This window comes from Ruixingdingia sedimenti (assembly GCF_031432425.1).
Lineage (GTDB): Bacteria > Pseudomonadota > Alphaproteobacteria > Rhodobacterales > Rhodobacteraceae > Ruixingdingia > Ruixingdingia sedimenti.
Genome location: NZ_JAVKPH010000020.1, coordinates 1 through 23,055, shown reverse-complemented (window position 1 = coordinate 23,055; position 23,055 = coordinate 1). Strand labels below are relative to the sequence as shown.

Sequence of the window (23,055 nt, the reverse complement as noted above, 5' to 3'; positions counted from 1 at the left end):
GCCCGTCCCGCGCGGCGCGATGCCGCCTTGCCCTTGCAGGGGCGGGCGATATGTACCACAACTCGCCGGATGGCCCCGCGGGGCCGGTGTGGTTCCAGACGATGGCGGCAGGCATGACGGACATGAACGCGAAACCCACCGAGGACATCGCCGTGCGCGACATCTTCGGCATCGACACCGACATGAAGGTGAGGGGCTTTGCCGACCGCACCGACCGTGTGCCCGAAATCGACCCGACCTACAAATTCGACCCCGACACGACGCTCGCCATCCTTGCGGGCTTTGCCTACAACCGCCGGGTGATGATCCAGGGCTATCACGGCACCGGCAAATCCACCCATATCGAGCAGGTGGCGGCGCGGCTGAACTGGCCCTGCGTGCGGGTCAACCTCGACAGCCACATCAGCCGGATCGACCTGATCGGCAAGGATGCGATCAAGCTGCGCGACGGCAAGCAGGTGACGGAATTCCACGAAGGCATCCTGCCCTGGGCGCTGCGCAACCCCGTCGCCATCGTGTTCGACGAATACGACGCCGGCCGGCCGGACGTGATGTTCGTCATCCAGCGCGTGCTGGAACATGACGGCAAGCTGACGCTCCTGGACCAGAACGAGATCATCACCCCCAATCCCTGCTTCCGCCTGTTCGCCACCGCGAACACCGTGGGTCTGGGCGACACGACCGGGCTTTACCACGGCGTGCAGCAGATCAACCAGGCGCAGATGGACCGCTGGTCGCTGGTGGCGACGCTGAACTACCTCAGCCACGATGCGGAAACCGCGATCGTGCTGGCGAAGAACCCGCATTACAACACCGCCGCCGGGCGCAAGACCATCGCGCAGATGGTGACGGTCGCCGATCTGACGCGCACCGCCTTCATGAACGGCGATCTGTCGACGGTGATGAGCCCGCGGACGGTCATCAACTGGGCGCAGAACGCGCAGATCTTCCGCAACGTGGGCTATGCCTTCCGCCTTTCCTTCCTCAACAAATGCGATGAACTGGAACGCCAGACGGTGGCGGAATTCTACCAGCGTTGCTTCAACGAGGAACTGCCGGAAAGCGCGGCGAGCCAGGCGATGCGGTGATGGTCCGGGGCTGGGCGCAAGCGACGGCGATGCTGGCGCTTTCGGCCGGGGCGGCCGCGGCGCAAGAGGCGCGGGCGTTCTTTCCCGCGGCCCAGTGCGCGGCCTTCTGGATGGGGCGGTCGGATGTGGCGGCGGGATCGCGGCATCTGGATGCCCATCCGTCCGACCGCGACCGCGCGCGCGCCTTCCGCGATGCGGCGGTGCGGCTCGGCGGGGGCGATGCGGGCAAGATCGACGCCTTCATCGCCGAGGAACGGCCCCGCATGGCGCTGACCGTGCGGGCCCATGTCCTCGGCGGCGATGCCGCCAGCCGCGACATCCATGACCGGCTGCTGAAACGGTGCGAGGATTTCGCCGCGACCCAGCCCGAGACCCGAGACCTGCCGTGACCAAGCCCACCGACAACCCCGCTGATCCGTTCAAGAAGGCGCTGGCAGAGGCGACCAAGACGCTGGCCGACGCGCCGGACCTGACGGTGAACTATTCGGTCGATGCGCCGGGCATGACGGGCGAGACGATGCGCCTGCCGCAGGTCAGCCGCCGCCTGACGCGGGACGAGGTGCTGCTGGCCCGCGGCACCGCCGATGCCTTCGCGCTGCGCCGCCGCCACCACGACGACGCGACCCACAGCCGCTACGCCCCCTCCGGCCCGCTGGCGCGCGAGATCTACGAGGCGATGGAAACCGCCCGGTGCGAGGCCGTGGGCGCGCGCGCGATGCCCGGCACCGCGGGCAATATCGACGCGCGCATCGCGCACGAGGCCGACCGGCGCGGCTATGCCCAGATCACCCGCGCCGAGGATGCCCCCCTGCCCGCCGCCGCGGGCTATCTGGTGCGCCATCTGGCCACGGGCCGCGCGCTGCCCGAGGGCGCGGCGAATGTGATGGATCTGTGGCGCGGGTTCATCGAATCGCAGGCTGGCGGCACGCTGGAAAACCTAGACCATGTGCTGGCCGATCAGGCCGCCTTCGCGCGGCTGGCCCGCAAGGTCATCGCCGATCTGGGCTATGCCGACCAGTTGGGCGACGACCCCGACCAGCCCGACCCCGAGGACGATTCGTCCGAAGACGCCTCCGAGGACGAGGACGCCCCCGACAGCACCGGCGAGGACGAGCCCGACGACACCGAGGCCGCCCCCGAACAGAGCCAGGACCAGCAGCAGGACCAGACGCAGGCCCAGGTCTCGATGGAAGACACCGCCGACATGGAGGCGATGGAAGAAGTCGAGATGCCCGAGGGCGACGAGCCCCCGGAACCGCCCGCCCCGCCGCCGCATTCCGACGCCGACCCCAACTATCGCGCCTTCACCACCGACCACGACGAGGAAATCCACGCCGAGGATCTGGCGGAACCGGCGGAACTCGAACGCCTGCGCGCCTATCTCGACCAGCAGCTGGAACCGCTGAAGGGTGCGGTGGGGCGGCTGGCGAACAAGCTGCAACGCCGGTTGCAGGCGCAGCAGAACCGAAGCTGGGAATTCGACCGCGAGGAAGGCATCCTCGACGTCGCCCGCCTTGCCCGCGTGGTGGCGAACCCGACGACGCCCTTGTCCTTCAAGGTCGAAAAGGACACCGAGTTCCGCGACACGGTGGTCACGCTTCTGCTCGACAACTCGGGGTCCATGCGGGGCCGGCCGATCTCCATCGCGGCGATCTGCGCCGATGTGCTGGCGCGCACACTGGAACGCTGCCAGGTGAAGGTGGAGATTCTGGGTTTCACCACCCGCGCCTGGAAGGGCGGGCAGAGCCGGGAAAAATGGCTCGCCGCCGGCCGCCCGCAGGCGCCGGGGCGGCTCAACGATCTGCGGCACATCGTCTACAAGGGGGCGGATGCGCCGTGGCGGCGCACGCGCGAGAACCTCGGCCTGATGATGAAGGAAGGGCTGCTGAAGGAAAACATCGACGGCGAGGCGCTGGAATGGGCGCACCGCCGGATGCTGGCCCGGCGCGAGGCGCGCAAGATCCTGATGGTGATTTCCGACGGCGCGCCGGTGGATGACAGCACGCTGTCGGTCAATGCCGCGACCTATCTGGAAAAGCACCTGCGCGACGTGATCGCCATGGTGGAAAAGCGCAAGGCGGTGGAACTGATCGCCATCGGCATCGGCCATGACGTGACGCGCTATTACCAGCATGCGGTGACGATCACCGATGTGGAACAGCTGGCCGGCGCGATGACGGAACAGCTGGCCGGGCTCTTCGACACCGACCCGCGCAAGCGCGCCCGGGTGCTGGGGATGAACAAGGTCGCAAGCGGCGTCTGGCGGCGGTAGGGCGGGAGGCGGTCGTACGCCGCCCGGGCCGGGCCCCTGCGTCCACAGGCCGGGACTTGCCTCGGCATGACCAAACGGACCGGAAACCGCATCACGTCGGGCCGGGTGGGAACAGGAAACGCACTGCGTTTCCCCCGCCCGTCGCGCGACCTTTCCACTGAAAACGGAGATCACAGGCACAAAGGGTAGGCCGGCGCCTGCCCCGGCGGGCGAGAAGCGCCCGCCATGGGCGGGGCGGGCGCTGGCCGGGGGCTTGGGGCCCCCGGCCGGGACAAGCTCAACCCGCAGGACGTGGCGAAGGCACGCGCCTTCGCCAGCCAGAGCGGGGGCGTGGAAGGCCGGGTCCCCATTGCACCCGGCGCACGGCGATGCGACCCTGCGCCGATTGCCATACCGACAGGGGCCCGCCATGTTGCAGACCTTCACCGCCACGACCACGCCCGACCAGGGGCCCCCGCGCCTTGCCGCCCTGCGCGCGGCGCTTGCGGTGCAGGGGCTGGCGGGCTTCATCGTGCCCCGCGCCGATGCGCATCAGGGCGAATATGTCGCGGCGCGGGATGAACGGCTGGCCTGGCTGACGGGCTTCACCGGATCGGCGGGGTTCTGCATCGTGCTGCCGGATACCGCCGGGGTGTTCATCGACGGCCGCTACCGGCTGCAGGTGCGCGCGCAGGTGGCCGATTGCTTCACCCCCGTCAACTGGCCCGAAACCCGCCCCGGCGACTGGCTGCGCGACCATCTGGCGGACGGCGTGGTCGGCTTCGACCCCTGGCTGCACACGGCGGAAGAAATCGAGAAGATCGAGGCGCAACTGGCCGGCCATCCCGTCACCCTGCGCCCCGTCGCCAACCCCATCGACGCGGTCTGGCCCGACCAGCCCCCGCCCCCCTGCGGCGCGGCCGTCCCCCACCCCGAGGATCTGGCGGGCGAATCCGCCGCCGCCAAGCGCGCCCGGCTGGCCGAGGCCCTGCGCGCCGCGGGCCAGCGCGCGGCGGTGATCACGCTGCCGGATTCGCTCTGCTGGCTTTTGAACATCCGCGGCGCGGATGTGCCGCGCAATCCGGTGGTGCAGGGCTTCGCCATCCTGCACGACGACGCCCGCGTCAGCGTCTTTGCCGAACCGGCCAAGTTCGGCCCGGAAACCCGCGCCCATCTGGGCGATCACGTCACCCTGCGCCCGCCCGCGGCCTTCGTGCCCGCGCTGCACACGCTGACCGGCCCGGTGCGGGTGGACCGGACCAGCGCGCCGCTTGCCGTGGTGCAGGAACTCGACGCGGCAGAGGTCGCGCGGGTCTGGGGCGACGATCCCTGCCGCCTGCCCAAGGCGCGCAAGAACCCGGCCGAAATCGCCGCCACCCGCACCGCCCATCTGCGCGACGGCGCGGCGGTGGTGGAATTCCTCTGCTGGCTCGACACCCAGGCGCAGGCGGTCTGCGCCGGGGCGAAGGTAACGGAGATCGACGTGGTGCGGGGGCTCGAAGGGTTCCGCCGCGCCACGAACCAGCTGCACGACCTCAGCTTCGAGACGATCTGCGGCGCGGGCCCGAACGGCGCCATCGTCCATTACCGCGTGACCGAGGACACCAACCGGCCCTTGGCGGCGGGCGAATTGCTGCTGGTCGATTCCGGCGGCCAGTACCGCGACGGCACCACCGACATCACCCGCACCGTCGCCGTGGGCGAGCCGCCCGCAGAGGCATGCGAAGCCTTCACCCGCGTGTTGCAGGGGATGATCGCCATATCCCGCCTGCGCTGGCCCAAGGGGCTGGCGGGGCGCGATCTGGATGCGCTGGCGCGCTATCCGCTGTGGCTGGCGGGGCAGGATTACGACCACGGCACCGGCCATGGCGTGGGGGCCTTCCTGTCGGTGCACGAGGGGCCGCAGCGGCTGTCGCGCATATCCGAGGTGCCGCTGGACCCCGGCATGATCCTGTCGAACGAGCCCGGCTATTACCGCGAGGGCGCCTTCGGCATCCGCATCGAGAACCTGATCGTGGTGACGGAGGCTCCCGCCCTGCCCGGCGCCGATGCCCGCGCCATGCTGGCGTTCGAGACGCTGACCTTCGCCCCCATCGACCGGCGGCTGATCCTGTCCGAACGGCTGTCGGCGGATGAGCGCGGATGGCTCGATGCCTATCACGCGCAGGTCGCGGCGCGGATCGGGCCGATGGTGTCGCCGCATGCGCGCGCCTGGCTGGACAGGGCGACCCGGCCGCTGTGACGGCCGGGCCCCCGGAGCCGGCCGCGCGCGCTAGCTGCGGATCGCGCGCGCGCCCCAGATCAGGATGCAGGCCCCGACGATCCCCGCCACGAGATAGCCGACCCAGCCGCCGAAGCTGACGCCCAGAAGGCCGAACAGAAAGCTCGCCACCGCCGCGCCGACGATGCCGAGGATGACGTTGAGCAGGATTCCGGTATCGCTTTTCATCAGACTGGACGCGGCCCAGCCTGCAAGGCCGCCAATGATGATGGCGGCGATCCAGCCGATCTGAGTGTCTTCCATGCAATCCTCCTGACAGGGTTCTTCCCCCGGATCGAGCTTCGCCCGAAAGATTGACCTGTCAAGCATATTTGTACGGCCGCAGCCCGACCCGCACCGGGACATCCGTCCCGCCGGCGGCCCGGGCCAGGATCACGCGATGCGGCCCGAAACGATCCCGATCGGCGCCTTCGGGTCGCGCGCGGCAAGAAAGGCCGGGCGCGGTTTTACCGCCGCGAAAGGCGCGCCGCAGCGGTTCGACCAGGCGTTATAGACGAAGAACGCGTTCGAGCGCGAAAACGGCGTGATGTTCCCGTTCGACCCATGCATGGTGTTGCAGTCGAACAGGATCACCGTCCCGGCCTTGCCCGCCGCATATTCGATGCCGAACTTCCGCGCCAGTCCGGTCAGCGCATCGGGACTGGGCACCCCGATTTCCTGCTTTTTCAGCGAGGATTTGTGGTTGTCCTCGGGCGTCGCCCCCGCGCAGGAAATGTAGTGGTTCTGCGACCCGGGGATCAGCATCAGCGGCCCGTTCAGCGCGTCGTTGTCCGTCAGCAGGACCGAGGCGGAAATCGCGCGCATCCGGGGCATGCCGTCCTCGGCGTGCCATGTCTCGAAATCCGAATGCCAGTAGAATTCCTTGCCGGTGAAGCCGGGCTTGTAGTTCAGGCGGCTCTGGTGAAGGTAAAGATCGTCGTCCAGCAGGAAGCGCACCTTGCCCGCGACGCGGGCATCACAGGCAAGGCGGTTGAAGAGGGCGCTTTCCTCCTCCAGCCGAAAGACGGTGCGCACGTCATCGGACCCCGGTTCCGTCACCACGTTGTCGGCGTGAAGATCGGCCTCGCCCGACCGCAGGCGGCGCGATTCCTCTTGCAGCCGGGCGATCTCGGCGGCGGAAAACAGGTCGTGCAGGACCAGAAAGCCCTTGCGGTCGAATTCGTCGGCCTGCGCGCGGGTCAGCGGCGCCTCGGGCGTCCATTTGCCCCAGCAGACGGGATCCCTGCGGTCCAGCCAGCTTTCGCTGGCAGCGCGGGTCGGGTAGTCGTCGGCGCGGGTATGAACGGCAGCGCGTGTCATCGTCACCTCCTTCAGTCGGCGGGGGCCAGTTCGGCGGCGGGGGCGTAGGATCCATCCTCGCGGTGGACCTCGGCCCCCGTCACCGGCGGGTTGAAGCAGCAGGCCATGACCAGTTCCGACCGCGCGGTCAGGCGGTGCCGGTCGTTTTCGTTCAGCGCATAGACCACGCCGGGGCGGATCTGGTGGACCTGCCCGGTGGCCAGATCCTCGATCTCGCCCTCGCCGGCCATGCAATAGACGCTTTCGAAATGGTGCTTGTAGTGAAAGACATGGCTGGTGCCCGCATGGATGCGGGTGATGTGGAAGGAAAAGCCCATCCCGTCGCCCGCCAGCAGCAGGCGGGTCGAATCCCAGCCATCGGCCTTGACCAGACGTTCGCCCTTGCGGGCCTCATGCAGATCCCGAACGATCATATCCTGTCCTTTCGTTATTCGGCGGCGGTGCGCGCGGCGGCAGAGCCCAGCACCTCGGCAAAGGCGGCGTCGAGGATGTCGAGGCCGCGGTTCAGCAGCCTGTCCTCGATGGTCAGCGGGCAGAGGATCTTGACCACCTCGTCATGCCCGCCCGAGGTTTCGATGATCAGCCCGTTCTCGAAACACAGCGCGCAGATGCGGGCGGCGGTGGCGCCGTCGCCGGTGTCGATGCCCTGCATCATGCCCCTGCCGCGCAGCGACATGCCGTGGCGGTCGGCGATGGCGGCAAGGCGGGTGCGCAGACCTTCGCCCCTGGCGCGCACCGACGCCGCGAAACTGTCGTCGTGCCAGAACTTTTCCAGCGCCACGCGGGCGGTGACGAAGGCATGGTTGTTGCCCCGGAAGGTGCCGTTGTGTTCGCCCGGTTTCCAGATGTCGTATTCCGGCTTGAACAGCGTCAGCGCGAAGGGCAGCCCCATTCCCGACAGCGATTTCGCCTGCGTCACGATGTCGGGCGAAACCCCGAGGCCCTCGAAGGAAAAGAACGTCCCCACCCGCCCGCAACCGGCCTGGATGTCGTCGACGATGAACAGCGCGCCATGGCGGCGGGCGATACGCTCGATCTTCTGCATCCAGGGGGCCGAGGCGGCGTGAAGGCCCCCCTCGCCCTGCACCGGCTCCACCAGGATCGCGGCCGGCGCGCCGATCCCGCCCGAAGGATCGTCGAGCATCTGTTCCAGCATGTCGGCGGTATCGACGCCGGGGCCGAAATAGCCCTCGAAGGGCGCGCGGTGGACACCCGGCAGATCGACGCCCGCGCCCTCGCGCTTGCCCGCGTTCCCCGTCGCGGCCAGCGCGCCGAGGCTCATGCCGTGAAAGCCGTTGGTGAAGGCGATGACGGTCGTGCGCCCGGTGGCCTTGCGGGCCAGCTTCAGCGCCGCCTCGACCGCGTTGGTGCCGGTCGGGCCGGTGAACATCAGCCGGTAGTCCATGCCGCGGGGTTTCAGGATGATCCGTTCATAGGCGGTCAGGAAATCCTGCTTGGCCCCCGTGAACATGTCGAGCCCGTGGGCGATGCCGTCGGCGCGGATGTAGTCCACCAGCGCGGCCTGCATGTCGGGGTCGTTGTGGCCATAGTTCAGCGACGAACAGCCGGCGAGAAAGTCGATGTATTCCCGCCCGTCGGCACCATAGAGGGTGGCGTTCCGGGCCTTGTCGAAAAGGGCGGGAAAGCTGCGGGAATAGGACCGGACCCGGCTTTCGATACGGTCGAAGACCGTGGTGGTGGCAGTCATGTGCCTCGTCTCCTTGATGTACGGCGATCGGTCAGGCGGCGCGGCGCGCGAAGGGGCCGATGCTGACCAGATGCTCGGTATCGTGGCGGCCCGCGAAATGGGCCTCGCGGGTGAAATGGGGCGCGTGGGTCATCGGGGCGCCAAGCGCCGCGGCCACCCCCCCGAACAGCGCCCAGGAGGCCGTGTTCGCGGCCGTGATGGTGGATTGCAGCCGCGTCACGCCCGCACAGCAGGGCCGCGCCAGAACCGAGGCGATCAGCCGCCGCGCCAGCCCCTGCCCCCGCGCGCTTTCGGCGGTGCAGACCTGCCAGACGAAATAGGTATCGGGTGCGCCGGGCGGGATATAGCCCGAGACCCAGCCGATGATGTCGCCCCCCGCCTCGGCGATGGCGCAGGTTTCGGCGAAGTGGCTGCATTGCAGCAGGTTGCAATAGAGCGAGTTCGCATCGAGCCCGCCGCTTTCGGCGACAAGCTCCCAGACGCGCGCGCCGTCCTCGCGGCGGGGGAGGCGGATGGAAATGGCAGGGCGGGGCCCGGCCAAGCGGCCGGGCGCGCTGACTGCTGCAAGATGCATGGGTATTCTCCAGATTCCGTGGGGCTATTAGTTAGCCAAACTAATTAACGTGTCAACCCGAACGACCCAAAGCCCGCGAAGATCCAACCTTAAATATATGACTATAAAAGGATTATTCTGTATTTCAGCGCTCGCCCCCACCGACAGCAGGCGGAAATCCCCACCACATACTTAGCAGAATCAAATCACATTCCGGGACAGGCACCGCCCGCCCCGGCGGTGCCGGGGGCGTCGGCCAACCGATGCCGAACAGGAAATCGGGGGGGCGGTCAGTCGCGGGCGATGTCGCCGATGGTCAGCATGGGCGACGCATCCAGATCGCGCGCATCCAGCATGGCCGCGACCCGTTCGAGCGACGCCACCAGCATCGCCTGTTCCCAGTCCTGCAACCGCTCGAACGAGGCGACGAACCGCTGCTGCAAGGCATCCGGCGCGGCGCCGATGGCGGCGCGCCCGGCCTCGGTGATCACGATATGGGTCTGGCGCCGGTCGGTCTGCGACCGATGCCGCCCGACCAGCGCGCGGGCGACCAGCCGGTCGACCAGGACGGATACGGTGGCCTGGCTGATGCCCATCCGGTCGGCCATGGCGGTGGGGGTCATGCCGGTGTCGGCGCAGGGCGCCAGCACTTGCAGCACGCGCAACTGCGCCGGTGTCAGCCCGCCCGCCGCCGCCAGCCGCCGTTCGAACAATTCGGTCGCCCGCAGGATACGCCGCAGCGCGATCAGACTGTCATCCGTGCGGTCCTTCGCGGCACCCATCCCGCTGCACCCTTCTGTCATGACGGCAGGCCCCGAAGGCCGCACCGTCCGTATGCCCGACATCCCGCCCCGAATGCCCCACGCCGGCGGGCGTCGTATTCCGGTCCAGTACAGGCTCTAGGCCGCCGCCATCCAGACCGCAAGGCTCCGGTTCAGCGCGGATGCGATCCGCGGCATCGCCTCCTGGGCCAGGCCGAGCCCCCGGGCGCCGCCCTGAACGGCCATGCCGCCTTCGCCATCGGCTCTTGCACCGGCGCGGCGATGCCCGGCCTTCCACACCAGCGCCGCGCGCCACGGCCGCATCGACGACGTTCGGCAGGCGCGGGGACAAAAGGCCAAGGCACCGGGGACTGGCGCGCCCCTTGGATCAGACACGCTCCATCGCGATGGCGATGCCCTGTCCGACCCCGATGCACATCGTGGCCAGCGCGCGGCGGCGGCCGGTTTCGCGCAATTGCAGCGCGGCGGTGCCGGTGATGCGGGCGCCGGACATGCCCAGAGGATGGCCGAGCGCGATGGCGCCGCCGTTGGGGTTCACGCGCGCATCGTCATCGGCCAGCCCCAGTTGGCGCAGCGTGGCGATGCCTTGCGCGGCGAACGCCTCGTTCAGCTCGATCACATCGACATCGGCGATGGTCAGGCCCAACCGGTCCAGCAGTTTCCGGCTGGCCGGCGCCGGCCCGATCCCCATGATGCGCGGCGGCACGCCTGCCGTCGCCCCGCCCAGCACCCGCGCGATCGGGGTCAGCCCGTATTTCGCCGCCGTTTCGGCGTTGGCGAGGATCAGCGCCGCCGCCCCGTCGTTCACACCGCTGGCATTGCCCGCCGTGACCTAACCGTCCGGGAACAGCGGCCTCAGGTTCGCCAAGGTCTCTGCCGTGGTGGCGCGGGGGTGTTCGTCGCGGTCCACCATCAGCGGCTCGCCGTTCTTCTGCGGGATCGCCACCGGGGCGATTTCCAGCGCCAGCCGCCCACTGGCCTGCGCCGCCGCGGCCTTGGCCTGGCTGGCCAGCGCCATGGCGTCCTGCGCCGCGCGGTCGATGCCGTAGTCGTCGGCCACGTTCTGCCCCGTCTGCGGCATGGAATCGGTGCCGTAGGCCTTGTGCATCAAGGGGTTGACGAAACGCCAGCCGATGGTGGTGTCGTATATCCCGGCATGGCGGCTGAAGGCGGCATCCGCCTTGGGCATCACGAAGGGCGCGCGGGACATGCTTTCGACGCCTCCCGCGATCATCAGCCCCGCCTCGCCCGCCGCGATCTGGCGCGCCGCGGCCAGCACCGCATCCATCCCCGAGCCGCAAAGCCGGTTGATCGTCGTGCCCGTCACCGCGACCGGCAGCCCGGCCAGCAGCGCGCACATGCGCGCGACATTGCGGTTGTCCTCGCCCGCCTGGTTGGCGCAGCCGTAGATCACGTCGGCCACCGCCTCCCAGTCGACGCCGGGGTTTCGCGCGACCAGTGCCCGCAGGGGCACCGCCCCCAGATCGTCGGCCCGCACCGACGACAGCGCACCGCCGTAGCGGCCGATGGGGGTGCGGATGTAATCGCAGATGAACACCTCGGGCATGTCAGACCTCTGCCATAATCAGGTCGGCCACCGGGCCTTGCAGATGCAGTTCCGCCCCGGTCAGCGATTGCAGTTCACCGAGGCCGACCGACGCCAGCTTTTCGCGCAGGACGAAACGCCCACCCACGATGTCGATCACGGCAAGGCTGGTATAGACCCGCGTCACGCAGCCGACCCCGGTCAGCGGCAGGGTGCAGCGGCGGACGAGCTTTGGCCGGCCCTCTTTCGTGGTGTGATCGGTGATCACGGCGACGCGTTTCGCCCCATGGACCAGATCCATCGCCCCGCCCACGGCGGGCACACCTTTCGGCCCGGTGGACCAGTTCGCCAGATCGCCGGTTTCCGCCACCTCATAAGCGCCGAGGATCGCCACATCCAGATGCCCGCCGCGCACCATGGCAAAGCTGTCGGCATGGTGGAAAAAGGCCGTGCCGGGCCTGATCGTCACCGCCTTCTTCCCCGCGTTGATCAGATCCCAGTCCTCCTGCCCCGGCGCCGGGGCCTCGCCGAAGCCGAGGATGCCGTTCTCGGTATGGAAGATCGCCTGCCGGCCCGGCGGCTGGAACTTCGCCACCAGTTCGGGAAAGCCGATGCCGAGGTTGACATAGGCGCCATCCGCGATGTCCTGCGCCGCGCGCCAGGCGATCTGCGTGGGGGAAAGTTTCATGCCGCGGTCTCCGGGTAGGTCGCGCCTGCGCGGTTGAGGTCCTCTTCCTGCTGCGGGTTCGCCACCTCGACAACGCCCTGCACGAAAATGCCGGGGGTGACGACCGCCTCGGGGTCGATCCCGCCGGGGGCGACGATCCGGCCGACCTGCGCGATGGTCCGCGCCGCCGCCATGCACATCAGCGGGTTGAAGTTGCGCGCGGCCATCCGGTAGGTCAGGTTTCCCAGCCTGTCGCCCAGATGCGCCTTGACCAGCGCGACATCGGCCCGGAGCCAGCGTTCGCGGATATAGGGCCTGCCGTCGAAGACCTCCACCGGTTTGCCCTGCGCCAGATCGGTGCCGTAGCCCGTCGGCGTGTAGAAGGCCGGGATGCCCGCCCCGCCGGCGCGGATGCGTTCGGCCAGCGTGCCCTGCGGCACCAGTTCCAGTTCGATCCCGCCCGCCAGATAGAGTTGCGTGAACACCACCGGATCGGCCGAACGCGGGAAAGAGCAGATCAGTTTCCGCACCATTCCCGCCTCGATCAGCGCGGCAAGGCCGACATGGCCGTTGCCCGCGTTGTTGTTCACCACCGTCAGGTCCCGGGGATGGCCGGTGGCGACAAAGCGGTCGATCAGCGCGTGGATCAGTTCGATCGGTGCACCGGCACCGCCGAAGCCGCCGATCATCACGGTCATGCCGTCGTCGGTCCCCGCCACCGCAGTGGCGAGGTCGGGAAGCGTCTTGTCCATCTCATGAACCTCCACCCGGGCGAGTCCCCGGTCGGGTGCCAGAGATAGCGGGCGGGTCGGCTTTGCGTCCATCCGATTTGTGCGATATGCGTCATTTGTTGACATATCGCACGAAAGGGTGGCAGATGATCGGGGAACGCGACATCATGGGCGGACTGGCCAAGGGGCTGGCGGTCATCGAAACCTTCAACGCCGATCGCCCGCGCCAGTCTATCGCCGAGGTGGCGCTCGCCTCGGGCCTCGACCGCGCCACGGCCCGGCGCTGCCTGCTGACGCTGGCGCATCACGGCTATGCCGACTGGGATGGCAAGTTCTTCACGCTTACTCCCCGGGTGCTGCGGCTCGGCACGGCCTGCCTGGCCACCATGCCGCTGCCGCAGATCGTGCAGCCGCTGCTGGACGGCCTGTCCGACCGGATCGGGCAGAGCAGTTCAGTGTCCATCCTCGACGGGGCGGAAATCGTCTATGTGGCGCGCGCGGCGCAGCGCAGGGTGATGTCCATCGGCCTGATGCCGGGCTCGCGCCTGCCCGCCTATTGCACCAGCATGGGCCGGGTCCTGCTGGCGGCCCTGCCCGAGGCGCAGGCCAGCGCGGTGCTGGGCCCCGGCCCGCTGCCCGCCCGCACGGCCCTGACGCTGACCGACCCGGCGGCGATCATGGCGGAACTGGCGCGGGTGCGCGCGCAAGGCCATGCCGTCATCGACCAGGAGGTCGAGATCGGCCTGCGTTCCATCGCCATTCCGCTGGCGAATGCGCGGGGACGGGTGGTCGCCGCGCTGAACGTGGGCGTGGCGGCAGCGCAGGCCAGCGTTTCCGATCTGGCCTCCCGCTTCCTGCCGGAAATGCGACATGTCCAGAACGAACTGTCGCATTCGATCTAGCCGCACGGCGCCGCCCGCCGGGCCGCCCCCGCGCGAAGCGGCGCCTATCGCGGCAGAAAATCGGCCGACAACGCGGCGATCCGCCACCCCTCGGGGGTGCGGGTGAAGGACAGGTCATAGCTGCCCGCCATGGCCACGCGCCCGGGTCCGTGGCGGAAATCGCTGATGATCATCCGGCATTTGCCCTCTGCCGTCCCGGCATCCGCGCCCTGCCAAAGGACGACATCGGTCATCTGGTGCCGACACAGCCCCTTGAAGTTCTGGACCGAGAATTCGGCCAGCGCGGCCAATTCCGCCCGCCCCTGCCGCACGCCGGCGGCAATGCCCGAGCCGCCCTGCTCGACCGGCGCGGCGTTCCGGCGGATCCAGCGCCCGTCCTGCGTGAACAGCGCCGCCCAACGCGGGCCGTCGGCGGCGTCGAGGTAATGGACATAGTGCGCCAGCAGGAACTGGATTTCACGTTCGTCCTCGATGTTCAGCATTTTCCCGAGCATGATGGGCCCCTGTCTGCGGATGGCGATGTTTCGCCGGTGAAGGACTGCGGTCCCGCCCCTTAGCAGACCGCCCCGCCGGCGTCCAAGGCAACAGGCGCGCCGCGATCAAGGCGGCCGCCCGGCGCATCGGGTCACGCCATCCGGTGTGCGTAACGTCCACGGCCGAAGAAACGGTCCTTGTCGTCGTCGGTGGCCTCCGGCAGGCCGGACCTGATCGTCGCATGCGCTTTCAACGCCCTCTGCACGGCAGGTCTTTGCAGGCAGCGGGCGGCCCAGGCCGAAAGCGCGGGATGCAGCGCCGAGTCGATGTCCACGAACGGCACGCTGTCGCGGAACATGTTCGACAGGCTGACGAGCCAGGGAAGCGCCGCCATGTCCGCGATCGAATACTCCGGCCCGGCAAGATGGGAAACCGCAGACAACCGCCGCTCCATCACGCCGTAGACCCGGTGCAGTTCCGTCCGGTAGCGGTTCAGCGAATAGTCGTGCCCCGGACCGGCGTAACGCTGGAAGTGGACGAACTGCCCGCCCGCCGGCCCCTGGTTCGCCGCCTGGAAGGCCAGCCATTGCAGCACGTCATGGCGATTGCGCCCTGCGGCAGGAAGAAACCTGCCGGTCTTTTCCGCGAGGTAGATCAGGATGGCCGCGGATTCCATGACGCCGTAGGGGCCTTCCTCCGCGTCGTGGTCGACGATCGCCGGCACCTTGCCGTTCGGGTTGATCCCGAGGAATGCCGGTGCGAACTGCTCTCCCTTCCACACGTTCAGCGGCAACAGCCGGTAGGGCAATCCGGTCTCTTCCAGCATGATCTCTATCTTGAGGACATTCGGCGTCCCGGCACAGTAGAGGTCGATCATGAACGGCTCCTTGCGCCATAGCGGTGCCTGCGTCGCAGGCTCAAAGCGAGATACCACCGTCCGCCGCGATTTCGGCGCCGGTCATGAAGGGGCAATCGTCCGACAGCACGAACAGCACCAGCCGCGCCACCTCGTCCACCGTTCCCAAGCGCCCCATCGGAACCATCGCCAGCGACAGTGCATTCTGTTCGGCGGTGCGGGTCTGCAACAGTTCGGTATCGACCGGCCCGGGGTGGATCGAGTTGACGCGGATATTGCGGCCGACGAAATCCAGCGCAGCCGATTTGGTCATCCCGCGCAGCGCCCATTTCGTTGCCCCATAGGCAAAGCCGCCCGGCGTTCCCCGCAGGCCCGCATCGGACGAGATGTTGACGATGGAACCGCCCCCCGTCCGCGCCATCACCGGGGCCACCGCCCGCATCCCCAGAAAGCAGCCGGTCTGGTTGATCCGTATCACGCGGTCCCAGCTCTCGAGGCTGGTGCCGAGGATGGTCCCCGGCACGAGGATACCGGCATTGTTGACAAAACCGTGCAGGCCGCCGGTTTCCTCCGCCAGACGGGCCGCGGCGTCCCAGTCCGCTTCGCTGGTGACATCCAGATGGATGTAGCGCGCGGCGGCGCCAAGTTCAGCCGCCAGCGCGCCGCCCTGATCGTCGAGGATATCGCCGATGATGACCCGGGCGCCCTCGGCCACCAGCATCCGGGCCTCGGCGGCCCCCTGCCCGCGCGCGCCCCCGCTGATCAGGACGGTCTTTCCGTGGAAACGGTTCATGATCTTGCCCGTTGTCGGCACCCACCAAGGGACGGGTTCAGCCGGCGGCAGCCAGATCGACCGGCAGGCGCTTGGCCTCGGCATAGACCAGATAGGCCACGCCGCGGTCGGTCAGCCCGTTCACATGGCGCAGAACCGGGCCTTCCGGCGACAACAGGGCCGCGAAATCGCCCGCGACAGGCAATTCCACGAAAATGAACCAGTCCGGCCATGTGTGGCATTCGAGGACCGGCCGTTCGCGCACCAGTTTGTTCAGCGTCTCTTCGGTGCTGCACGGCAGGACATTGCGGATGGCGGCCGCCGCCGCCGCCACGCGGGCGGAAAATTCCGCGGGCGGCACCGCCTCGGGGCGGATCAGCTGGATCAGGATGCGGCGCTGCGCAGGGCTGGCCGCGTCGGCCGGCAGGTTGGTCCAGCACCCCGTCCACATGCCCAGAAAGCGCGCCTCGTCCTCCAGAAGCTCACCGAGGCCGGACCAGTTCTGGATATTGCCGACGATGGCCGCCCCATCGGCATAGGCCAATTCTGCAAGCCCTTCGGAATGCTCTTCGAAGCCGGGGGTGCGCCACAGCGTGCGCAGGTAGTGGTTTTGCACGTACCAGATCAGGCCGGGCAGTTCGCGCGCGAATTTCGCGTGCTGGCCGGACCAGTGGGCGTGGAAATCCTTGCGCGACAGTCCCGCGCGCGGTCCAACCAGGCAGTTGCGCTTGTTCGTAACGATGTCGGCCATTCCATCCTCCTCTTTCGCAGGCGCGCCACCCGCAATGTTTTCACGATAATAATAGTGATTTTCTTTTATAATCTTGTAAATCGATTCTTTCGGCAAGGTCAAGCCTCTTGCCGCACCGGGGCCGCAGCCACGGTTTCGGGACGACACCCGCCCGGAGGATGCAGAGAACGAGGCCGCTAGTCGCCCTGGCCGATCGTTTCGGCGACCGCCAGCAACACCTCGGTCGTGCGGCTGATATGTTCGGTCAGCAGCCGCGTGGCCCTTTCGACATCGCGGTCGAGCGCGGCATCGAGCAGGTCCCGGTGCTCGCCCGCGACATCGCGCGCCCTTTCGCCCCCCAGAGAGCGCGACCAGATGCGATAAAGCTCGGCGCTGTCACGCAACTGGGACACCACCTTTTCCAGCCGCGGGCTGCCGCTGCCGGCGCAGAGCGCCTGATGGAAGGCGCGATGCGCCTGCCGCCATGTCGCGGCATGTTGCGGCGCCTCGGTCACGAAGGGCGTGCGTTCGAGCGCGTGATGGGCCGCGACCATGTTGGTTTCCCAGGTCAGATCGCCGTTGCGGATGCTGTCGGCGAAGGCCATCGTTTCCAGCCGGAGCCGCACATTGGTGAGATCGACGAGATCGTCCACCGAAAGCGGCGCCGCCGTGAAGCCCCGCTTGGGGTTCGAGATGACGAGGCCCTGTTCGCACAGGCGGGTCAGGGCTTCGCGCACGACGGTCTGGCTGATGCCGAACCGCTCGGCCAGTTCCACGAGCTTCAGCCGCTCTCCCGGCCGGATGCGGCTTTCCAGCAGGTCGAAACGCAGCGCCTCGAACACCTGAATGGTGCGAAGCTCGCGCCCGGTCTCGCCGCCATCACGCATGCATGCCTCCGTCCCCGATGCGATCACGGGCACCCACGACAGGGGCGACCGTTTCAAGCCGAACCTGTCATGTTTCGGCCTCCGTTTCAATCGATAATGAAGTAAATACACGATAATACAAGGAAAACTGGGCGGTCGATGCACCTCGGCGAGGTGAAATATGCAGAACGCTGAACCGCATTGCAGAACAACTACGCCTGCGATACGCTGCACCCGCAGCACTCCCCAACATTCGACGCGGAAGGACAGCCCATGCAGGCAAAGACGATCATCACATGCGCCGTCACCGGCGCATTCGACTCGGTACGTTCGAACCCCGCTGTGCCGGTGACACCCGAACAGATCGCCACCTCGGCGCTCGGCGCGGCCCGGGCCGGTGCGGCCATCGTGCATATCCACGTGCGCGAGCCCGCGACCGGCCTCGCCAGCATGGAACCCGCCTATTACCGCGAGGTGGTCGCGCGCATCCGGGATTCCGGCGTGGAAGTCATTCTCAACCTGACCACCGGGGCGGGCGGGCGCTTCATCCCGTCAGAGGACGATCCGCTGCGCCCCGCCCCGGGATCCTCGCTGTCCCTGCCGCAGCGCCGGATCGAACATGTGCTGGAACTGCGGCCCGAGATCTGCACGCTGGATACCGCCACGCTGAATTTCGGCGACTCGCCCTTCATCAACACCCCGCCGCATCTGCGGGTGATGGCGGCGGAAATCCGCGCCGCCGGGATCAGGCCGGAAATCGAGGTCTTCGATCTCGGCCATATCGAACTGGCCAAACAACTGATGCGCGAAGGGCTGATCGACAGCCCGCCGATGTTCCAACTGTGCCTTGGCATCCCCTATGGCGCGCCGGCGACGGTGGAGGCGCTTGTCGCCCTGCGCGGCCAGCTTCCGGCGGATGCCCACTGGGCGGCGTTCGGCATCAGCCGGCGAGAATTTCCCATCGCCGCCGCCACGGTGGCGATGGGTGGCCATATCCGGGTCGGGCTGGAGGACAACCTGTATCTTTCGAAGGGCGTCCTGGCCCCCGACAATGCCAGCCTGGTCGAGCGGGCGGTGCATATCTGCGAGGCGTTGAACCAGCCTGTCGCCACCGCCGCCGAAGCGCGCCGCATCCTCGGGCTGGCCAACGCCTGATTCCCTGCCTCTACGGCGCAGACAGCCCGCCCGGCGCAGGCGGGGCGGGCTCAACGGTAGCAGGATTGCCATTTTATCGTTAAAAATATACTTACTCGTTTTATTGACATTAAATTTACATATATATAAATTAACGATAAATTTTCATCGAACAGGAACCAGCCCCATGAGACTCGTCGGCATCGAACTGAACTCCAGGCCTTGGGTGGCCGTGGAAACTCCGGACGGCCCTGCGCCTGTCGCCGAGGTGGACGCCTTCTTCGCGGATGTCGAAGGGAACCTGGCGCGGGCGAAGGCATCCCCGGCCGCCGCCGTGCGCGGCTGCGCGCTGGTGGTACCGATCCCGCTGACGGCCAAGGTGCTGTGCGCCGGGCTGAACTACGTCAACCATATCGCCGAATCGAAGCGGCAGCGGCCCACGGCGCCCGATATTTTCGCGCGCTGGCGCACCACGCTCGTGACCGGCTGCACCGAGGTGCCGATCCCCACGGGCGAACCCGGCCTCGACTGGGAAGGAGAGCTGGCCGCGGTGATCGGCCGCCCGCTGAAGAACGCCACCCCGGAAGAGGTCGAGGACGCGGTTCTGGGCTATACGATCCTCAACGACCTGTCGGCGCGCAAGCATCAGCGCGCCTCGGTCCAGTGGTGCGTCGGCAAGAACGCGGACAAGTCGGCCCCCTTCGGCCCCGCCATCGTGACCCGTGACGAAATTCCCGATCCCTATGCCCTGCGGCTGGAAACGCGGGTCGATGGCGTGGTCATGCAATCCGAACGGACCGGCGAGATGCTGTTCCGCATTGGCCAGATCGGCGCCTTCGCGAGCGAAACGATGACCTTGCAGCCGGGCGATGTGATCGCCACCGGCACGCCCGCCGGCGTCGGCGCGGCGCGCAACCCGCCGGTCTTTCTACAGCAGGGGCAGGTCGTCGAGATCGAGATCGAAAAGATCGGCCGCCTTTCAACGCCGATCGGCGGGCAATAGCCCCGCCCGACACGGCCCGCACCAGCCACCCCGGCGGGTCCCCGTCGGGGCGGCCTTGTCTTTTGATCTGCCCGCAACCCGAAACGAGGAGTGCGCGATGAGCCGGCTTTTCAGCCCGATCACCCTGGGGAACCTCGAACTGCGCAACCGCGTGGTCATTCCGCCCATGTGCCAGTACATGGCGGCTTCCGATGGCCTGCCGGCGCCGTGGCACCACATGCATTACGGTGCGCTTGCCATTTCGGGCGCCGATCTGATCATCCAGGAGGCGACGGGCGTCGACGCCATCGGCAGGATCAGCCCCAACTGCCTGGGGATCTACACCGACGCGCAGGAAGCCGCCCTGACCGACATGCTGGCGGGGATCCGCAGCTTTTCGTCTGCGCGTTTCGGGATCCAGCTTGCCCATGCCGGCCGCAAAGCCTCGTGCGAGCCGTTCGATTCCTATGTCTATGTTCCCCCGGAAAAGGGCGGGTGGCACCCGCTCGGCCCTTCGGCGGCAAAGCATGGCGACAGCTGGCCCCTGCCCCGGGTCGCGACGCAGGACGATCTTCGGGAGGTGATCAAGGGCTTTGCCGAGGCCGCCCGCCGCGCCGACCGCGCCGACCGCGCCGGATACGACCTGATCGAACTGCACGGGGCGCATGGCTATCTGATCAGTTCCTTCCTGTCGCCGCTGGCGAACCGGCGCACCGACGCCTATGGCGGGCCGCTGGAAAACCGGATGCGGCTTGCGGTGGAAATCGCCCGGGCGGTGCGCAAGGCGTGGCCGGCGCAAAAGGCGCTCGGGATGCGCCTGAACGGCACCGACTGGCTGGAGGGCGGGATCACCATCGCCGAAACGGCGCAGGTCGCGGCGCGCCTGAAAGAAGAGGGATTCGATTATGTGGCATTGTCCAGCGGCGGAAACGCCCGCGGCCAGAAACTACCGCCGATCGTGCCGGGCTATCAGGCCCCTCTGGCGCAAGAGGTGCGCGCGACGGCCGGGATCGCCACCATGGCGGTCGGCATGGTGCTGACGCCGCATCAGGCCGAGGACATCCTCGCCGAAGGCAAGGCGGATCTTGTCGCCATCGGCCGGGCGGCGCTGGACGATCCGCGTTGGGGGCTCCACGCGGCACAGGCACTCGGCGACGAAGCCGTCTACCCCCGGTCCTACTGGCGGGCAGCGGGGCGGGTCTGGCCGGGATATGCGATGCTCCGCAGCGCCCCCGTCGCCTGAGCCGCCCCCCTTGCGGAAATTGCCTGTCCGGCCGCGACGGGCTAAGGAGGGGGGCCGGGGCACAGCGGGGCGGGGATGATGACCGAACAGGACAGCAGCATATCCGAGACGGAACCGCAGCTGGATCGGCAGTTCGTCACCGCCCTTGCCCGCGGGCTGGACATCCTGCAATGCTTTCAGCCCAACGAAACCGATCTCAGCAATCACGAGTTCGTCGCCCGCACCGGCCTGCCCAAATCCACCGTCTCGCGGCTGACCCATACGCTGACGCATCTTGGATTTCTGCAACAGGTCGCGGACAGCGGGCGCTATCGCATGGGCGGCGCGGTATTGCGGCTGGGATATACCTATCTTGCCGCGCAGGAGATCCGTCACCGGGCACGGCCCCTGATGCAGGAACTCGCCACCCTGTCGGGCGTGTCCGTGGCGCTCGGCACGCGCGAGGGCGACGAGATCGTCTATATCGAGTGCTGCCGCGGCAATGCCCCCGTTACCCTGCATCTGGGCGTCGGATCGACCGTCGATCTTTTCACCTCGATCATCGGGCGCGCCTGGCTGGCCGCACAGCCGCGGCCGAACCTGCCCGCACTGCTGGCCACCGCCCCCGCGGAAACGGCCGACAGGGTGGAGGCGGCGCGCGCAGAGATCGCGGAACGGGGATATTGCACCAGCATCGGGCAGTGGCTTCCCGGCGTGAACGGCGTGGCGGCCCCCATCCTGTCCGCCGACGGCAGGATGCTTCATGCCATCAATTGCGGCGGCCCCGATACGGTGCTGTCGCCGGATTTCCTGCGCGACAGCATCGGCCCCCGCCTGTCGGCCATCGCGGCGCAGCTTTCGGCCCTGACGCCGCAGGAAATCGTCGCCCGGGCGATCCGTGCGGACATGTGACGCCGGAACCTATTCAGCCACATCCTTGACTGCAACCGGCCAGCTGGCCAAGAGGTTGTCCACCGTGGTGGTGTAATGCGCGACCAGAAGCGCCGTCGCCCGCGGCGCGTCGCGCGCCAGAACGGCCTCCAGGATGTCGGCATGTTCCTTTTCCACGTCGCGCGCCTTGGTCGCGCTGGCGGCTATCGGCCCGGACCAGAGCCGGTATAGCTCTGTCGCCGCGGCCAGCGTATCGCAGAAATCGGTCAGGACCTCGATCCCGCACGCCTCGATCAGCTTGGCATGGAAATCCCGGTGGGCCTTGAACCATTCCGGGTTGGAATGCCGGCTTTCGTTCGGGCTGCGGCGCGGGGTGCGCGTCAGGCGATGGTGGGCGGCGGTCAGTTCCGATTCCCACTCCAGCGTGCCGCGCTCGATCGCAAGGGTCAGCGCGAGGCTTTCCGTATGGCACCTGACCTTGGTCAGATCGCGCAGTTCCACCGGATCGAGCCGGGGGATGAAGTAGCCCTGCCCCGTGCTGGACCGCACCAGCCTGTCGTTGCCCAGAAGGATCAGCGCCTCGCGCACGACGGTCGTGCTGGTTCCGAACTCCTTGCTCAGCACACCCGGTTGCAGGCGGTCCCCCGGCTTCAGCTTGCCCTCGAAGATGCTTTGGCGGAGCTTGCGGGAAACATCATGAACGAGTGATTTCGCGTCGCCACGTCTGGACATGTTTGCTGCTCTCCCGGCGTCGGCTTCGCAAGGCCCGCCCTGTCCACGGGACGGAAGCTTGCAAGGTGTAAGGGTTTTCTCAATACGGCCCCACCGCGTCAAGAGCGGGTCACGCAAGCGCCGGGCTGGCCGAGGGGAATGTTCAGCGATCCGCCAGCGTCCTGCCCCATACCACCGGCCGGCCGCCCCGCAGGGTCATCGGGGCGAAGGATCCGAAGTAGTCGATGCTCGCATCCGCGACATGCCAGCCCCAGGAGGACGTGATATGCAGCCGCGCGATCTTCCACGCGCCGGCGGCATCCGCGCCAAGACGGACCTCGTAGAGCCCGCCCTTCAGTGCATGCCGGTAGCTGGTGATGAACAGCGACGAGATCTCGGCGACCTTCGCATCGGGCGAGACGTCCACCGAAACGCCGGTGGCATGGTGACGGAACGTGCCGATCCGAAGCGCGCGATAATGCGCCTCGATTTCCGCGTGCCCCGTGCGGCGCACCGTACCGCCGCCGGTGGATGTAGCGCGGCGTCAGCTTTGGCCGAATAGGGCGTCAGCTTTGGCCGGGAAAAGTTTGCCCACCGCCCTTTCCTGAC

General features: G+C 67.9%; 25 protein-coding genes and 1 pseudogene. 9 read left to right on the top strand and 17 right to left on the bottom strand.

The window, feature by feature from the left end; genetic code table 11:
- Positions 1 to 101 precede the first annotated feature (101 nt).
- The 4 genes from cobS to RGD00_RS15530 all read left to right on the top strand — a co-directional run bounded on the left by cobS (position 102) and on the right by RGD00_RS15530 (position 5,581).
- On the top strand, positions 102 to 1,088 hold the full coding sequence (cobS, locus tag RGD00_RS15545) for a cobaltochelatase subunit CobS (RefSeq protein ID WP_310458243.1): 987 nt from the start codon (positions 102 to 104) through the stop codon (positions 1,086 to 1,088).
- A complete protein-coding gene (locus RGD00_RS15540; RefSeq protein ID WP_310458200.1) occupies positions 1,088 to 1,477 on the top strand; it encodes a hypothetical protein in 390 nt (129 codons plus the stop codon). Before cobS ends, RGD00_RS15540 begins: the two co-directional genes overlap by 1 nt.
- Positions 1,474 to 3,360, top strand: coding sequence for a cobaltochelatase subunit CobT (gene cobT, locus RGD00_RS15535; RefSeq protein ID WP_310458199.1), 1,887 nt, complete (start codon positions 1,474 to 1,476; stop codon positions 3,358 to 3,360). The genes RGD00_RS15540 and cobT overlap by 4 nt, the downstream gene beginning before the upstream one ends.
- Before the next feature lie 409 nt (positions 3,361 to 3,769).
- Positions 3,770 to 5,581, top strand: coding sequence for an aminopeptidase P family protein (locus RGD00_RS15530; protein ID WP_310458198.1), 1,812 nt, complete (start codon positions 3,770 to 3,772; stop codon positions 5,579 to 5,581).
- A gap of 30 nt (positions 5,582 to 5,611) precedes the next feature.
- Here the strand turns inward: RGD00_RS15530 and RGD00_RS15525 are convergent, their stop codons facing one another.
- From RGD00_RS15525 to RGD00_RS15480, 10 genes and pseudogenes are all read right to left on the bottom strand, one after another.
- Positions 5,612 to 5,863: a GlsB/YeaQ/YmgE family stress response membrane protein gene (locus RGD00_RS15525; protein WP_310458197.1), complete on the bottom strand. Its 252-nt coding sequence runs from the start codon at positions 5,861 to 5,863 to the stop codon at positions 5,612 to 5,614.
- Between the two features lie 129 nt (positions 5,864 to 5,992).
- Positions 5,993 to 6,919, bottom strand: coding sequence for an ectoine hydroxylase (gene thpD, locus RGD00_RS15520; RefSeq protein WP_310458196.1), 927 nt, complete (start codon positions 6,917 to 6,919; stop codon positions 5,993 to 5,995).
- Positions 6,920 to 6,930: 11 nt separating this feature from the next.
- On the bottom strand, positions 6,931 to 7,332 hold the full coding sequence (locus tag RGD00_RS15515; protein ID WP_310458195.1) for an ectoine synthase: 402 nt from the start codon (positions 7,330 to 7,332) through the stop codon (positions 6,931 to 6,933).
- A 14-nt stretch (positions 7,333 to 7,346) separates the two neighbouring features.
- Positions 7,347 to 8,627 carry a diaminobutyrate--2-oxoglutarate transaminase gene (gene ectB, locus RGD00_RS15510; protein ID WP_310458194.1) on the bottom strand — a complete coding sequence of 427 codons (1,281 nt, stop codon included), beginning with the start codon at positions 8,625 to 8,627 and terminating at the stop codon, positions 7,347 to 7,349.
- 31 nt (positions 8,628 to 8,658) lie between these two features.
- Positions 8,659 to 9,201 carry a diaminobutyrate acetyltransferase gene (gene ectA / locus RGD00_RS15505; RefSeq protein WP_310458193.1) on the bottom strand — a complete coding sequence of 181 codons (543 nt, stop codon included), beginning with the start codon at positions 9,199 to 9,201 and terminating at the stop codon, positions 8,659 to 8,661.
- A 269-nt stretch (positions 9,202 to 9,470) separates the two neighbouring features.
- Positions 9,471 to 9,962 carry a MarR family winged helix-turn-helix transcriptional regulator gene (locus RGD00_RS15500; RefSeq protein ID WP_310458192.1) on the bottom strand — a complete coding sequence of 164 codons (492 nt, stop codon included), beginning with the start codon at positions 9,960 to 9,962 and terminating at the stop codon, positions 9,471 to 9,473.
- A gap of 117 nt (positions 9,963 to 10,079) precedes the next feature.
- Positions 10,080 to 10,265, bottom strand: a complete 186-nt coding sequence (locus RGD00_RS15495) for a hypothetical protein (RefSeq protein WP_310458191.1) — start codon at positions 10,263 to 10,265, stop codon at positions 10,080 to 10,082.
- A gap of 64 nt (positions 10,266 to 10,329) precedes the next feature.
- Positions 10,330 to 11,529, bottom strand: a pseudogene (gene pcaF, locus RGD00_RS15490) (3-oxoadipyl-CoA thiolase).
- 1 nt (position 11,530) lies between these two features.
- The gene (locus RGD00_RS15485) at positions 11,531 to 12,196 is read right to left on the bottom strand and encodes a 3-oxoacid CoA-transferase subunit B (RefSeq protein WP_310458190.1); all 666 of its coding nucleotides are present in this window, start codon (positions 12,194 to 12,196) and stop codon (positions 11,531 to 11,533) included.
- Positions 12,193 to 12,927, bottom strand: coding sequence for a 3-oxoacid CoA-transferase subunit A (locus RGD00_RS15480; RefSeq protein WP_310458189.1), 735 nt, complete (start codon positions 12,925 to 12,927; stop codon positions 12,193 to 12,195). Before RGD00_RS15480 ends, RGD00_RS15485 begins: the two co-directional genes overlap by 4 nt.
- Before the next feature lie 125 nt (positions 12,928 to 13,052).
- Here RGD00_RS15480 and RGD00_RS15475 point away from each other — a divergent pair, with 125 nt between their 5' ends.
- Positions 13,053 to 13,808, top strand: coding sequence for an IclR family transcriptional regulator domain-containing protein (locus tag RGD00_RS15475; protein WP_310458188.1), 756 nt, complete (start codon positions 13,053 to 13,055; stop codon positions 13,806 to 13,808).
- Between the two features lie 44 nt (positions 13,809 to 13,852).
- Here RGD00_RS15475 and RGD00_RS15470 read toward each other — a convergent pair whose 3' ends face one another.
- The 5 genes from RGD00_RS15470 to RGD00_RS15450 all read right to left on the bottom strand — a co-directional run bounded on the left by RGD00_RS15470 (position 13,853) and on the right by RGD00_RS15450 (position 17,527).
- Entirely contained in the window at positions 13,853 to 14,302 is a 450-nt protein-coding gene (locus RGD00_RS15470; protein ID WP_310458187.1) for a nuclear transport factor 2 family protein, read from the bottom strand.
- 131 nt (positions 14,303 to 14,433) lie between these two features.
- A complete protein-coding gene (locus RGD00_RS15465) occupies positions 14,434 to 15,159 on the bottom strand; it encodes a glutathione S-transferase family protein (RefSeq protein ID WP_310458186.1) in 726 nt (241 codons plus the stop codon).
- Between the two features lie 40 nt (positions 15,160 to 15,199).
- Complete coding sequence (locus tag RGD00_RS15460) at positions 15,200 to 15,931, bottom strand: SDR family oxidoreductase (protein ID WP_310458185.1); 732 nt, start codon at positions 15,929 to 15,931, stop codon at positions 15,200 to 15,202.
- Between the two features lie 37 nt (positions 15,932 to 15,968).
- Positions 15,969 to 16,661 carry an EthD domain-containing protein gene (locus RGD00_RS15455; RefSeq protein ID WP_310458184.1) on the bottom strand — a complete coding sequence of 231 codons (693 nt, stop codon included), beginning with the start codon at positions 16,659 to 16,661 and terminating at the stop codon, positions 15,969 to 15,971.
- A 176-nt stretch (positions 16,662 to 16,837) separates the two neighbouring features.
- Positions 16,838 to 17,527 (bottom strand): GntR family transcriptional regulator, encoded by a 690-nt coding sequence (locus RGD00_RS15450; RefSeq protein WP_310458183.1) that lies wholly within the window; start codon positions 17,525 to 17,527, stop codon positions 16,838 to 16,840.
- Between the two features lie 252 nt (positions 17,528 to 17,779).
- Between RGD00_RS15450 and RGD00_RS15445 the strand changes: the two genes are divergently transcribed.
- From RGD00_RS15445 to RGD00_RS15430, 4 genes are all read left to right on the top strand, one after another.
- Entirely contained in the window at positions 17,780 to 18,661 is an 882-nt protein-coding gene (locus RGD00_RS15445) for a beta-keto acid cleavage family enzyme (protein ID WP_310458182.1), read from the top strand.
- A gap of 166 nt (positions 18,662 to 18,827) precedes the next feature.
- Positions 18,828 to 19,643 (top strand): fumarylacetoacetate hydrolase family protein, encoded by an 816-nt coding sequence (locus RGD00_RS15440; protein WP_310458181.1) that lies wholly within the window; start codon positions 18,828 to 18,830, stop codon positions 19,641 to 19,643.
- Between the two features lie 97 nt (positions 19,644 to 19,740).
- Positions 19,741 to 20,865 carry an NADH:flavin oxidoreductase/NADH oxidase gene (locus tag RGD00_RS15435; RefSeq protein WP_310458180.1) on the top strand — a complete coding sequence of 375 codons (1,125 nt, stop codon included), beginning with the start codon at positions 19,741 to 19,743 and terminating at the stop codon, positions 20,863 to 20,865.
- A gap of 78 nt (positions 20,866 to 20,943) precedes the next feature.
- Positions 20,944 to 21,756 carry an IclR family transcriptional regulator gene (locus tag RGD00_RS15430; protein WP_310458179.1) on the top strand — a complete coding sequence of 271 codons (813 nt, stop codon included), beginning with the start codon at positions 20,944 to 20,946 and terminating at the stop codon, positions 21,754 to 21,756.
- Positions 21,757 to 21,765: 9 nt separating this feature from the next.
- On the opposite strand, the gene RGD00_RS15425 is transcribed toward RGD00_RS15430, so the two are convergent.
- Positions 21,766 to 22,467 carry a GntR family transcriptional regulator gene (locus RGD00_RS15425; RefSeq protein ID WP_310458178.1) on the bottom strand — a complete coding sequence of 234 codons (702 nt, stop codon included), beginning with the start codon at positions 22,465 to 22,467 and terminating at the stop codon, positions 21,766 to 21,768.
- Between the two features lie 142 nt (positions 22,468 to 22,609).
- Positions 22,610 to 22,960 (bottom strand): hypothetical protein, encoded by a 351-nt coding sequence (locus RGD00_RS15420; RefSeq protein WP_310458177.1) that lies wholly within the window; start codon positions 22,958 to 22,960, stop codon positions 22,610 to 22,612.
- Between the last annotated feature and the right edge of the window lie 95 nt (positions 22,961 to 23,055).